This is a genomic window from Virgibacillus sp. LDC1 (assembly GCF_025792345.1).
Classification (GTDB): domain Bacteria; phylum Bacillota; class Bacilli; order Paenibacillales; family Paenibacillaceae; genus Paenibacillus_AQ; species Paenibacillus_AQ lautus.
The window spans coordinates 19410-32710 of the sequence record NZ_JAOXLZ010000001.1 but is presented as its reverse complement, the minus strand read 5'-3'; the positions used below and the strand labels follow the sequence as shown (position 1 = coordinate 32710).

Annotated in this window: 9 protein-coding genes; 1 reads left to right on the top strand and 8 read right to left on the bottom strand. The window is 50.4% G+C overall.

Features of this window, described 5'->3' with window-relative positions; all coding sequences use genetic code 11:
* Positions 1-96 precede the first annotated feature (96 nt).
* The 8 genes from OHJ21_RS00195 to OHJ21_RS00160 form a co-directional block, all read right to left on the bottom strand.
* The gene (locus OHJ21_RS00195) at positions 97-2274 is read right to left on the bottom strand and encodes a HelD family protein (RefSeq protein WP_486019137.1); all 2178 of its coding nucleotides are present in this window, start codon (positions 2272-2274) and stop codon (positions 97-99) included.
* Between the two features lie 310 nt (positions 2275-2584).
* Positions 2585-3340 carry a tRNA threonylcarbamoyladenosine dehydratase gene (locus tag OHJ21_RS00190; RefSeq protein WP_100535770.1) on the bottom strand — a complete coding sequence of 252 codons (756 nt, stop codon included), beginning with the start codon at positions 3338-3340 and terminating at the stop codon, positions 2585-2587.
* 38 nt (positions 3341-3378) lie between these two features.
* Positions 3379-5154 (bottom strand): aspartate--tRNA ligase, encoded by a 1776-nt coding sequence (gene aspS, locus OHJ21_RS00185; RefSeq protein WP_100535769.1) that lies wholly within the window; start codon positions 5152-5154, stop codon positions 3379-3381.
* Between the two features lie 46 nt (positions 5155-5200).
* Positions 5201-6454, bottom strand: coding sequence for a histidine--tRNA ligase (hisS, locus tag OHJ21_RS00180; protein ID WP_100535768.1), 1254 nt, complete (start codon positions 6452-6454; stop codon positions 5201-5203).
* 808 nt (positions 6455-7262) lie between these two features.
* A complete protein-coding gene (locus tag OHJ21_RS00175; protein ID WP_326114830.1) occupies positions 7263-7718 on the bottom strand; it encodes a hypothetical protein in 456 nt (151 codons plus the stop codon).
* An 84-nt stretch (positions 7719-7802) separates the two neighbouring features.
* A complete protein-coding gene (locus OHJ21_RS00170) occupies positions 7803-8309 on the bottom strand; it encodes a type 1 glutamine amidotransferase domain-containing protein (protein ID WP_326114829.1) in 507 nt (168 codons plus the stop codon).
* 501 nt (positions 8310-8810) lie between these two features.
* Positions 8811-9254, bottom strand: coding sequence for a D-aminoacyl-tRNA deacylase (dtd, locus tag OHJ21_RS00165; protein WP_100535765.1), 444 nt, complete (start codon positions 9252-9254; stop codon positions 8811-8813).
* A gap of 250 nt (positions 9255-9504) precedes the next feature.
* Complete coding sequence (locus OHJ21_RS00160) at positions 9505-11682, bottom strand: RelA/SpoT family protein (protein ID WP_100535764.1); 2178 nt, start codon at positions 11680-11682, stop codon at positions 9505-9507.
* Positions 11683-11983: 301 nt separating this feature from the next.
* On the opposite strand from OHJ21_RS00160, the gene uraA reads away from it, so the two are divergent.
* Positions 11984-13282 carry a uracil permease gene (gene uraA, locus OHJ21_RS00155; RefSeq protein WP_100535763.1) on the top strand — a complete coding sequence of 433 codons (1299 nt, stop codon included), beginning with the start codon at positions 11984-11986 and terminating at the stop codon, positions 13280-13282.
* Positions 13283-13301: the final 19 nt, after the last annotated feature.

Genomic DNA, 13301 nt, shown 5'->3' with positions numbered 1-13301 from the left:
AGACAAGCACATGCAGACATGTACCACCCCACGGGACATTTTCCGTTCTTTTCTCTTCACGCTTAACGTTTACTAAGTTAGTAACACCATCTCACCTTACTCCGCTGGCCAGCCGCTGGCCGTAATTTCTGAGGTCTCCGTCATGATATACGAAGGCAGCGGCTCCCCATGCAGCAGCCACAGCTCATGCAGTGCCCGCGTACATCCCACATACATCAGCTTAGCATCCCAAGCTTTCTCCGCATAATGCGCCTGATCTGCATCCGCCACCACAACCGCATCGAACTCAAGCCCCTTGGACAAATAAACAGGAAGCACGGAATAACCGCCCTGATACGTTCCTTTGCTGCCATCAATCAGGTTCAGCTCCGGCCATTTCGAACTTAACCCCTCATGCAGCTCTTGCGCTTCTCGCAAGGTCCGAGTGAGTATAGCGACCGTCCGATATTCCTTAGCGATGAGTGCCTCCATCGCCCGTTCCAAATCTCTCGTTCTGGATTTCGCCGAATCATAAGGAATCAAGCGAACGGCATCGCCGCTTCGGAATACGGGTACGGCGAGCAGATCACTGCTAACCCCCTTCTCCAAAATGCCGTTCGCAAATTCGATAATCTCCATCGTGGAGCGATAACTGCGTGTCAAGGCAAAATAGGCTGTCTCCTCTTCCTTGAACAGGGAGCTCATCTCTTCCCACGCATGAACGCCGCGATAGGCATGAATGCCCTGCGACAAATCACCTAATATAGTGAAGGAATGTCCTCTGACGAACAGGTCCAGCACAGCCACCTGGAATGGCGAGAAATCCTGAGCCTCATCAATAACGATATGGTCAAAACGCTGCTCTCCGGTAATATCATTCAATAAACAGTGGAAATACAGCAAGGCAGGCAAATCCTCTTCGCGGACCACGTTCTTCTTCAAATCTTTACGCGTTGCGGCGAGCACCTCGGGCGGAATCAGAGCGGATAGCTCTTCAAACCACGATCCGGTTGCCTTAACCGCCCCAAACAATTGTTTATATAGTGAGACCGGCTCAAATTTAGGCCATCGGTTCGCATAAGCCTTTTCTCGTTGAGCCGCTTTTTTCTTCCGTTCTTTCATCGCGGTGACTGATGGCGATTTCTTCAGTTCCATCTCGACCCAGCGGTGCAATCTGGCCAGCAGCCGTTCCTTCCGTTTTGCTAATGGGTATGGTTTATATTCCTGGTAGAACCATTCCGCGATCGTCTCCTGTTTCAGAACGGCCCCCTCCCATGGAGAGAAGTCCCCGTCCGGGAGAGCTTCGGATTCGATAGCCACCACGCAGCGCCGGATGATCTCCATCAGTCTCAATGAGCCTTTATAGCGCCCGCTGACATTATCGTCAATATCCGGTGTCCTCTGACCCGGCTCCGTCTCGAACCATTGATGAAGCGTGTGGGTATGATCGTCCGAAGCGAGCTGAATATCGAGCAGCTCCGCTGCCCAATCGCCAAAGGTCCGCTGCTGTATATCACCGACTCCGAGCTCCGGCAGCACGTCGGATATGTAATCCAGAAACATCAGGTTGGGCGCGAATATGATCATTTTCTCCGCGGTTACCTGCTCTTTGTACTGATAGAGCAAATAAGCCAGCCGATGCAGTGCCACCGTCGTTTTTCCGCTTCCCGCCACCCCTTGGATGATGAGGGCGGTGTTTTTGGCTGCCCGGATGATTTTGTCCTGCTCGGCTTGAATCGTGGACACGATGTCCCGCAGCCGGTTATCCTTGTTCTCCCCGAGACGGTAAACCAAGAACTCATCGGATACCGCAGGCCCGCCGCTTTCCCGATTGTACGTATCCGATACCCGTTCCAAAATTTGCTTTCGGATCACGACGTTGCGTTTTAAATACACCAGCCCCTCGATGATTCCTTCGGGTGCTTCGAACGAAGCCGGGTCGGTACCGCCGGTAAACGAATAAAAAAGACTCGCAACCGGAGCTCGCCAATCAATCACCATCGGGTGATCCCCGGCATCTTCCTTATCGAAGCCGATCTTCCCGATGTAGAGCGGTTTTTTCGCTCCCGTTCCGCTCTCCTGAAAATCCAGCCTCCCGAAGTAAGGCTCCGGCAAACTTTTGGCGAGGGCCTGCCGTTTCTCTTCACGCCCCGCTTCGAGCACCTGCTCCGTAAAATCATGGCCCGTGTATACCGGAATCCCGCGCAAACGTTCAAGCTGACGGTCAATTTCAACGATAACCTCGTTTAGCCTTGACTCTTCTTCTTGATAGGCACTTTGAAAAGATTCTGACACTTTCAGTTACCTCCTAAGAAACATATTTTTTTTCGCATCGAAAGTCTGGCTTTAAGGGCCCTGACACAAAAAGGAGTTCCATTGTAGCACACCTGGCCCGGATATACTAGCAAAGCTCTGTCATCGGAATCCCATGGTGCCGGCTTGCCATCATAATCGTTTCGTTAATGACCATAAAAAAACGCAGCGTCCCTTGCTTGGGACACTGCGTTTTATTAACCACGCTAACCTTTGCCGAAAGGCTGTTTCTCCCTGCCTTCCGTTTGTCTATCGTTTTCTCGATCCGAGCTTGAGTTTGTCTAGATGCCTGTTACAACGAGACGCCGCCTTTTTCGAGCAGTTCTTTCACCGTCACGCTGACCATAATAAGTCCGGCCACGGGCGGAACGAAGGCATTGCTTGCCGGCGGCTGCTTCGCCTTCCGGATTTCAGGGGCGTTCTCGGGTACGATCTTCTCCGTAACGTCCTGGCGGGGTTTCATCGGCTCCTCTAGAGAGAATACGACCTTGACCCCTTTCTTGATGCCATCTTTGCGCAGCTTGGTGCGTACAATACGGGCAATCGGGTCCATGGAGGTTTTGGAGATGTCGGCTACCTGGAACTTCGTGGGGTCCATTTTGTTGGCTGCCCCCATGCTGGAGATGATCGGAATACCGCGCCGCAGGCATTCCTTGATCAGGTGCACTTTATAAATAATCGTATCCGATGCATCAATCACATAATCCAGTTCGAATTTAAACAACTCTTCATACGTTTCTTCAGTGTAGAACATGTTCAGGGCAATCGCTTCACATTCCGGATTGATCAGTTTAACCCGATCCACCATCAGATCCGCTTTCTTCTGACCTACCGTGGTCGTTAACGCATGTATCTGCCGATTGATGTTGGTGATATCCACCACGTCTTTGTCGATCAGAATGATACGGCCGACCCCGGTACGGGCGAGGGCCTCCACCGCAATGGCGCCCACGCCGCCGATACCGAGCACCGCCACGGTGCTGTTCTTCATGACTTCAAGGCCTTCAGGCCCTATGGCTAATTCCGTACGGGAAAATTGGTGCAGCATAATTCAAGCAACCTCCTTTTTCAAGAACAACAGGCTTATTATTTCTCGTCGCCCGGCTTCTTGGCGAGTTTGATATGCAGCTGCTCCAGTTGTCCTCCGTCCACCTGGGAAGGAGCGTCCATCAACAGGTCCGTTGCGCTTGCCGTTTTCGGGAACGCAATCGTTTCACGCAGGTTGGTGCGTCCGGCAAGCAGCATCACCAAACGGTCCAACCCGAAGGCGATTCCGCCGTGCGGAGGAGTGCCATACTCAAAGGCGTCCATAAGATAGCCGAATTTGTCGTGCGCCACTTCCGGCGACATACCAAGAGCCGCAAACATTTTCTCTTGGATCTCGCGTTTGTAAATCCGCATGGAACCGCCGCCTACTTCGTATCCATTCAGCACGATGTCATATGCTTCTGCGCGTACGGCAAGCGGATCCGTATCCATCAATTCCAGATCTTCGTCTTTTGGACGGGTGAACGGATGATGCTCGGCCACATAGCGTTTCGCTTCTTCATCATAACTGAACAGCGGGAAGTCCAGCACCCAAGCAAACTTGTATTCGTTGTCGTTGATCAGGCCAAGCTGACGTCCGATTTTCAAGCGGAGCGCGCCTAGGACATCGGCAACCACTTTTTTATTGTCTGCGGAGAACAACAGCAAGTCGCCGTCTTCGGCACCTGTACGTTCTCTTACCGCTTCAATTTCCTGTTCGCTGAAGAATTTCACGATAGGCCCCTTAAATTCGCCTTCTTTCACTTGAATCCAGGCAAGACCCTTCGCTCCGTAACGGGCTGCATATGGCCCCAGATCGTCAATTTCCTTACGTGTCCAAGTCCCGCAGCCTTTAGCGTTCAAGCACTTCACTTCGCCGCCTTTTTCAATGACGGAAGAGAATACTTTAACGCCGCTGCTTGCAACGATATCGTTCATTTCGATCAATTCCAAACCGAAGCGAAGATCCGGCTTGTCGGAGCCGTATTTGCCCATCGCATCGGCATAACTGATACGCTGGAATGGCGTTGCAAGTTCAACGCCGATGGTTTCCTTGAACAACTTCACCATCAGCTGCTCCATCATGTTAAGGAGATCGTCGCGTTCCATGAAGGACGTCTCGATGTCGACCTGGGTAAACTCAGGCTGACGGTCAGCACGCAAGTCTTCATCACGGAAGCAGCGTGCGATTTGGTAGTAACGCTCAAGCCCGCTCACCATGAGGAGCTGCTTGTAAATTTGCGGAGATTGCGGAAGGGCAAAGAATTCACCTGCGTGTACGCGGCTCGGTACGAGATAGTCGCGTGCGCCTTCTGGCGAGCTCTTGGTCAGAATTGGCGTTTCCACATCCACAAAGCCTTCGTCATCGAGGAAGTCGCGGAATATTTTCGATGCTTTGGAGCGCAGCATCAGCGTTTTTTGCATCTCTGGACGGCGCAGGTCGAGATAGCGATATTTCAAGCGAAGCTGCTCATCCACCTCCACGCCGTCTTCGATAAAGAACGGAGGTGTTTTGGCTGCATTCAGCACTTCAATGCTTGTCACTTGGACTTCGATTTCGCCAGTCGGCAGGTTCGGGTTGAACGTTTCAGGATCACGTTTTACGACTTTACCGGATACGGCCACCACGAATTCGCTGCGGACCTTATCAGCGACGGCCAAAGCCTCGCCGGAGAAATCCGGGTTAAATACGATTTGCATGATGCCGCTGCGATCGCGAAGATCGATGAACAGCACGCCGCCCAAGTCGCGGCGGGTCTGTACCCAGCCGTTCAGTGTTACAGTTTCTCCAATGTTCGCGGTTGTCAGGTGACCGCAATGATGCGTCCTTTTCATCGTTTATCATTCCCCTTTAATATAATGAAGTCGCTTCATGCGACGATTAAACCAATTCTTGAACCAGACGATCCAATCTCACCGTACGCTGCTCGCCGGTCTCCATCGACTTGAGGGCAATTTCTCCTCGTGCCAGTTCGTCTTCACCCAAAATGGCGGTATAACGAGCTTGCAAACGGTCGGCGGATTTCATCTGGGCTTTCATTTTCCGGCCGAGGTAATCGCGTTCAGCAGCTACCCCTTTGCTCCGCAGTTCGTAGATCAATTTTGCCACTTCCTGCTCGGCAGCTTCACCCAGCGCCACCAGATAGACATCCAGCGGTTTGGCGGCCGACAGATTGACCCCTTGATGCTCCAGAATCAATTGGATTCGCTCAAGACCAATCCCGAACCCGATGCCAGGCTGATCCGGTCCGCCAATCTGATCGACCAGTCCGTTGAACCGTCCGCCGCCGCCTACCGTATCAATCGCGCCGATGCCCTGGGCCTTGAATTCAAATGCGGTATGCGTATAATAGTCCAATCCCCGAACAAGTCTTGGATTGATCTCATACTCGATGCCCATAGCGTCCAGATACCCTTTCACTTTCTCAAAGTGCGTGCTGCATTCCTCGTCCAGGCTGTCCAGGATCGAAGGCGCATCACCGAACTTCCCTTGGTCCTTCTTGCAATCCAACACGCGCAGCGGGTTGCGTTCCATGCGCGATTGGCAATCCGAGCATAGGTTCTCTTTCATCGGTTCCAGGAAAGCAAGCAGCGCACTGCGGTAAGCCGCCCGTACCTCAGGCGTCCCAACAGAGTTAATCTCTGCTTTTACCCCATTCAGCCCAAGCTCCTTGTAGAAGCTGTATCCCAGCGCAATCACCTCGGCATCGATAGCCGGATCTGCCGTCCCGAACACCTCGACGCCGAACTGATGGAACTGACGGTAACGTCCAGCCTGTGGACGCTCGTAGCGGAACATGGGACCCATGTAATACAGCTTCGTGACGTCAGGCTCCCCATACAGCTTGTTCTGCACGTAAGCCCGGACGACGCCTGCTGTTCCTTCTGGACGAAGGGTCATGCTGCGATCCCCTTTATCCTTGAACGTATACATTTCCTTCTCTACGATGTCGGTGGTTTCGCCCACCCCGCGTTCGAACAACTCGGTCTGTTCAAAGATCGGTGTGCGGATTTCGCGATAGTTGTATCTCCGGCACAAATCGCGTGCCTTCTCCTCGATAAACTGCCATTTCTCGACGGCACCTGGCAGGATGTCCTGCGTGCCTGTTGGTTTCTCGAATTTCTCGTTTGCCATCTTCATCCCTCCACGTCCTATGACATCTTCACCTTTTGAACATGTCCCTTACCTTGATCTGGTTCATCACTTAGAACTAACTTTAGAACTAACTATGGAAAAACTCCTAGGGAGTCATTTCGCAATACGTCGTGAAAACTAAAAAATCTCCCGCCCCGTTGTTCTAAGACAACAGGGACGAGAGATATCATATAATCACCCGTGGTACCACCCACATTCCGGCGTTGACACACCCTGCAGTGCGTTCAACCATCCGCTTCATCCGTTTAACGCCCGGCCGCGCAGTTCGGCTACTGTCTATCCCACCGGGTAACCGGTGCTTGCTTCGCCGTCTGTTCTCGGGGAGGTCATTCGTCCACTCATCAAGCGAATCCTTACAGCCAAAGGGATTCTTCTCTGGTCTTGTGGGGATGGAGTACTTGTTCCCGTCATGAAATCTGTTATTCATAAATATAGTATACCCAAAACATTATATTTTTAGATTCTAATGAACTGCCACACTAAAGTCAAGAAACTTTGTTGAATTTCCCCGAAAAAAGAAAAAAACCTACAAACCACGTTGTAGGTCCAAAACATATATTATATAAAAAAGGGGGTCATGCTGTTATTATAAACAGGGAATATTAAAGGAACATTGAACAAACATTACAGTTATGTTACAAGCGAGAAAGCGCTTTTACTATTAAAACCATGAAAGGGCTGCTCCAGCAGCGGAACAGCCCTTTTTCGTTCCCAGGGATACGCGGCCCCACGAGAATGAATATCCTTTATCTTAATAAGGAGATAACGCTGCCGGCTTCTACTCTAATTAATCAAATCGCTCCACATAAGCGTTATTCGCCCGCAAATCATGCACGATCTGATCGTAATCCTCGTCCCTTACCTTAACGGACAGCGTATATCTCAGATCATCATAGTCCCGGTCGGTCACGTCCGCTTCGCGCCATGTGTCGCCCAGCGTGTCATCGCCGTGCGGCCGATCTTGCGCTATATCGCGGCTGGCATTGGCATCCCGGGAGCCCACGATAACCCCGGGAGCCCCGACGACTCCGCCGGGAGCTCCCATCGTTGTAGCACCTGCGGTCGCTCCACCCGTGCCGGAATTACCCCATGGCACCAGCGGCACGAGGATATTCCCTCCACCTCGAACCGGATCCTGAAGCTGTCCCACCTCCAGCTGCTCCGTGTTGTACGTTAACAGCTTTGTCCTTGCGCCTTCCGCGTCGTCTTCTGTTCTGAAATAAGCTTGAATTTGTCTAGACATGTCCATTCCTCCTTTTTTTCAACCCACTTGTTTGAAAGACCGGTATAACATGGACAACCATTGCAGCTTGCAGCTGCTATCCACTTACAGTGCCTTTAACAGCTCGCGCACGAAGGCTGGCTCGTCTTTCGGCGTCCGGGAAGTAATGAAGTTGCGGTCCACGACGACTTCCTCATCCTTAAAGTTTGCGCCGGCATTTACCATGTCATCTTGAAGCGGAGGATAGGAAGTAATCGTGCGTCCCTTCAGCAGGTCGGCACTTGCCAGAATTTGCGGACCGTGGCATATCGAGGCAATCGGTTTGCCTGCCTTGTCCGCTGATGCAACAAACTGCAATATATGGGAATCCAGACGCAAATTTTCCGGAGAAGAGCCGCCTGGAATAACCACCGCATCATAATCGTTTATATTGACGTCGGCAATGGCTTTATCCGTTGTATACGATGCGTTGCCTTGTTTACCCTTTACCTCTTGTCCTTGTTTCAATCCAATAATATCAGCTTGATGCCCCGCTTCCTTCACGGCATCATAAGGAGTTTTCATCTCGGAATCTTCGAATTGGTCAGCTAGTAGAAATGCAACTTTACTCATCTGGCATGTCTCCTTTCATGATCGTCCTCGATTTGTTATTACCCTGGAATGTCCTTTTTATAACAGCGGAATGGACGGAAGTCCTACGATCTACACCGTTCAGGTACAGTACATGGGCATTACAAGGACTGTAAGAACTCCCGGTTTATGAGTGAAATAAAAAAAGGCCTGAAATGTTCTCAGGCTCTGCTACGTCGTCACCAGAAGTGACTCACTATCCTATTTAGCTCTACGATCTCGGCAGCTGCTTCCGCATATTTCCCTTTATGCTAATGAGTTGTACAGGATCTTCCGAAGCCGTAACCATGCGTTCTGTGCTCGCTGCTTCCCTAATGTCTCCTGACCCGACCATCGTAGGCAAACTGCTCCATATCGAAAATTTGGGAGGTTGACGCATAACGAACACGACTCCTTTTTAAGTGTGAATACCTAACAAGCGATTATCCACTCAGGATGCCCCAACTCTCCAATATGATGCATGCTGCCCGCCTATTTAACCGTTTATGATCTGCTGTCAATAATCAGGGTTACCGGTCCCCAATTGGTTAGCGACACGTCCATCATGGCTCCGAATATCCCGGTCTCAACCTGCAATCCCTTCGCTAAGAGCTCGCGGTTAAAGGATTCGTACAATGCATTCGCTTCATCCGGTTTGGCGGCGGCCATGAAGTTCGGACGTTTTCCCTTGCGGGTGTCGCCATAGAGTGTAAACTGGGATACCGACAGAATGGCTCCGCCCACGTCCTGGACGCTAAAATTCATTTTTCCATCCTCATCCTCAAAAATCCGCAGCCCTGCAACCTTCTCGGCAAGGTATTTGGCATCCTTCTCTTCATCCTCGTGCGTAACACCAACCAGCACCATCAATCCCGCTTCAATCTTGCCAACGATTTCATTGTCAACCGTGACTTGCGCATGCTTACATCTTTGAATAACCACTCTCATTGGTTTAGCTCCTTCATTTCCATAAGAAAAATGTCTATCAATGTACTCTCTAAGAAGACAGACCGCGTTTAGCGGTAGTTTTTCTTGCGATATCAGGCAGCAGAGCCTCCGAAGTCTATACTCTGATATCTTAAAATAAAACGGCCTGTCTCCCGCAGGATAACAGACCGCCCATTCGTTTAATATCCGAGACTATCCATGTTCATGAACCCCGGTGTCCGTTAACCACGCAAGCGTGCCGTCATAGCCATTACTGCATGATTCGATGAACGGTATAAACATCCTTCACCCGCTTGATTCGTTCCACAACGGAATGGAGGTGATCCGTATTGCGGATCAAAATCGTCATGTGGATCATCGCCATTTTGTTCTTATCAGATCGGCCGGTCACAGCGGAAATATTCGTCTTGCTCTCTGACACCGCCTGAAGAACTTCATTTAACAGTCCGTTACGATCATGGCCCGTCACTTCGATATCGACGCTGTAATTAGCCTCAACGGCCGTTTCCCACTCCACTTCAATCACGCGCGCGGCATCTTCGCCTTCACCCATGGACGGCAGATTGGCACAATCCGAACGATGGACCGATACCCCGCGTCCGCGGGTAACGTAACCGACAATATCATCGCCGGGAACAGGATTGCAGCATCGCGCAAAACGCACAAGCAGATTATCAATCCCCTTAACGCGAACGCCGTTAGTCGGACGGCTTCGTTTCTCCGCCGGCTTGATTTCCTTCATCTCGGAGGTCAATTCAAGCTGATTCGCTTCCTCCTGCTCCTTACGGAGCTTCTCGGTCACTTTGGTGCAGATTTGAGCGGCCGTGATCCCGCCGAAGCCAACCGCGGATAACATATCCTCGATATCATTAAAGGCAAATTTCTTGGCCGCCTCCATTAATTTATCATCGGTCGTCCACTCGGACACATCAAGACCGAGGCGCTTGATCTCGCGCTCCAGCATCTCGCGCCCTTTCTCCACGTTCTCTTCCCGCTTCTCTTTCTTGAACCATTGCTTGATCTTACTGCGGGCATGCGAGGATTGGGCAATCTTCAACCAGTCCTGGCTAGGACCGTATGAATGTTTCGATGTTAAAATTTCCACAATGTCTCCGGTCTTGAGCTGATGATCCAGCGGAACAATCCTGCCGTTGACCTTCGCACCAATGGTGCGGTTTCCTACTTCAGTATGAATTCGGTAAGCAAAATCGAGAGGGACGGAGCCTGAAGGCAGCTCGATCACTTCGCCTTTTGGCGTAAACACAAAGACCAAATCAGAGAAAAAGTCCATCTTCAAAGATTCTACAAACTCCGAGGCATCCTTCGTCTCATGCTGCAGCTCCAATATTTCACGGAAGAACGTCATCTTATTATCGAAGCTGCCTCCGTTGCCTGCGGAACCTTCTTTATAGGACCAGTGTGCCGCAATACCGTACTCCGCCGTACGATGCATCTCCCAGGTCCGGATCTGAACCTCCGTCGGTTCCCCGTTCGGTCCAACCACCGTCGTGTGAAGGGATTGATACATATTCGTTTTTGGCATGGCGATATAATCTTTGAAACGGCCAGGCATCGGCTTCCACAGGGTGTGGATGATCCCCAGCGTAGCATAACAATCCTTAATATTGTCCACAATAATGCGGATCGCAAGGAGATCATAAATTTCGTTGAATTGTTTGTTCTTGACCGTCATTTTCTTAAACACGCTGTAGATATGCTTCGGTCTGCCGGATAAGTCGGCTTGTATGCCCATCTCGTCAAGCTTCTCACGGATACAGACGATGACGTTGTCGATGTATTGCTCTCGTTCAGCCCGCTTCTTGTGCATCAAATTCGCAATGCGGTAATACTGCTGCGGATTCAAGTAACGAAGCGCAATATCCTCCATCTCCCACTTGATCGCGGAAATACCTAGACGATGGGCGATCGGGCAAAAGATCTCTAGCGTTTCATATGAAATACGGCGCTGGCTTTCCTCGGACTGATACTTAAGAGTGCGCATATTATGAAGCCGGTCCGCCAGCTTAATCACGATCACCCGGATGTCCCGTGCCATCGCGATAAACATTTTACGATAATTTTCGTTCTGCTGCTCTTCTTTGGATCGGAATTGGATACGTTCGAGTTTCGTTAAACCATCCACCAGCAGTGCACAGGTATCCCCGAAGCGCTCGCGGATCTGCTCGAGCGATACGGTTGTATCCTCAACGACATCATGAAGCAACGCAGCAATAATAGACAACGTGTCCATCTGCATATTCACCACGATGTCTGCAACCGCAAGCGGATGAAGAATATAAGGTTCTCCCGATTTCCGCACTTGTCCGTGGTGGGCTTGCTCCGCAAATTCATAAGCTTCCTGGATGCGGAGAAGATCGGGTTCTTTTGTATAGGCGCTGGCCTTTTCGAGTAATCGCTCTATGCCCATTTTGGAGTCCTTCTCTTCCCTTTCTATATAAAATGGAACCCGCCCTTGTCAAAACGTGCAGGTTCCCTCGTGATTGTTTTCCTATCATTATGACGCTTGTGACGTTATACGTCAACATGTCGAGCGTTCAGACACTTATAGTATGCCCGTTTCCATCGCGGAGACATCAAAACTTGGCATGAATTGAATATTTTGACGAACTGTAAAAATTATTGTTGAAAAAACGAACGATTGTATTTAATCTATTAAAGATCGTACGCGAACGGTCCTATATTTAAAGTCCTAAGAGGAGTGAAATGGTTTGCAACGTGAAATTCAAGTAGATGAGAAACTTCCGTTTGGCCCCGGGTTCCTTCTGAGCCTGCAGCATTTGTTCGCCATGTTCGGAAGTACGGTGCTTGTACCGAACCTTTTTGGTGTGGATCCCGGCATGATCCTGCTGATGAACGGTATTGGTACACTGCTCTACATTTTCTTATGTAAAGGAAAAATTCCGGCTTACTTGGGATCCAGCTTCGCCTTTATATCACCGGTTCTGATCGTACTGGCCAAAAATCCGGAAGCCAACTATGGCAAAGCTTTAGGAGCCTTTATCGTTACCGGTATCATCTTCTGTCTCGTAGCTCTCATCGTTAAATATGCAGGTACCAAATGGATCGACTTCGTATTCCCGCCTGCGGTCATGGGTGCCATTATTGCCATGATCGGGCTTGAGCTTGTTCCGGTTGCTGCTGGCATGGCAGGTTTTTTACCAGAAGAGGGGCAATCCATTGATCCAAAAATCATTACGATTTCACTCGTGACACTTGGTGTCACCGTACTCGGGTCCATCCTGTTCCGCGGTTTCGCCAAAATCATTCACATTCTGATCGGAATCGTTGTCGGTTATGCTCTCTCTTTTGCTCTTGGTGTCGTGGACACGGAGAAAATTGCGAACGCGAATTTCCTGTCGGCTCCGGAGCTGACAACCCCAGTATTTGATGTCGCAGCAATATTCACCATTATTCCGGTTGCTATCGTTGTTATCGTGGAGCACATTGGGCATTTGCTTGTAACCAGCAATATTGTAGGCAAAGACCTCTCCAAAGACCCTGGCCTGCATCGTTCCCTGCTCGGTAACGGTATATCCACCATTCTGTCCGGCTTCGTTGGCTCCACCCCTAATACCACCTATGGTGAAAATATCGGGGTCATGGCACTCACTAGGGTATACTCGGTATTCGTAATTGCCGGAGCAGCCATTATTGCGATTATACTCTCCTTCTCAGGAACGTTCTCCGCCGTTGTAGCGAACATTCCTACACCTGTAATGGGCGGCGTATCTCTGTTGTTGTTCGGGGTTATCGCAGCTTCCGGTCTTCGGATCTTTGTTGAGCAAAAGGTCGATTTCTCCAAAGCAAGCAACATGATCCTGGCTACGCTGGTACTGGTAACAGGGATTAGCGGTGTAACCTTGAAAATCGGTACCGTCGAGCTGAAGGGTATGGCCTTGGCAACCATCGTAGGTGTCCTCATGGCTCTCCTCTTCAAAGTCTTCGAAATTACCGGGCTCTCCAATGAAAAAAATGATGAGCCCCTCGTAGAAAAAACGCCGGATTGAAACTAACAACCTTATCACA

Coding starts and splice junctions, on each gene's coding strand:
- OHJ21_RS00160 (WP_100535764.1), bottom strand. CDS start 11,682: ATGGGCATAGAGCGATTACTCGAAAAGGCCAGCGCCTATACAAAAGAA.
- dtd (WP_100535765.1), bottom strand. CDS start 9,254: ATGAGAGTGGTTATTCAAAGATGTAAGCATGCGCAAGTCACGGTTGAC.
- hisS (WP_100535768.1), bottom strand. CDS start 6,454: ATGGCAAACGAGAAATTCGAGAAACCAACAGGCACGCAGGACATCCTG.
- aspS (WP_100535769.1), bottom strand. CDS start 5,154: ATGAAAAGGACGCATCATTGCGGTCACCTGACAACCGCGAACATTGGA.
- OHJ21_RS00190 (WP_100535770.1), bottom strand. CDS start 3,340: ATGCTGCACCAATTTTCCCGTACGGAATTAGCCATAGGGCCTGAAGGC.
- OHJ21_RS00170 (WP_326114829.1), bottom strand. CDS start 8,309: ATGAGTAAAGTTGCATTTCTACTAGCTGACCAATTCGAAGATTCCGAG.
- OHJ21_RS00175 (WP_326114830.1), bottom strand. CDS start 7,718: ATGTCTAGACAAATTCAAGCTTATTTCAGAACAGAAGACGACGCGGAA.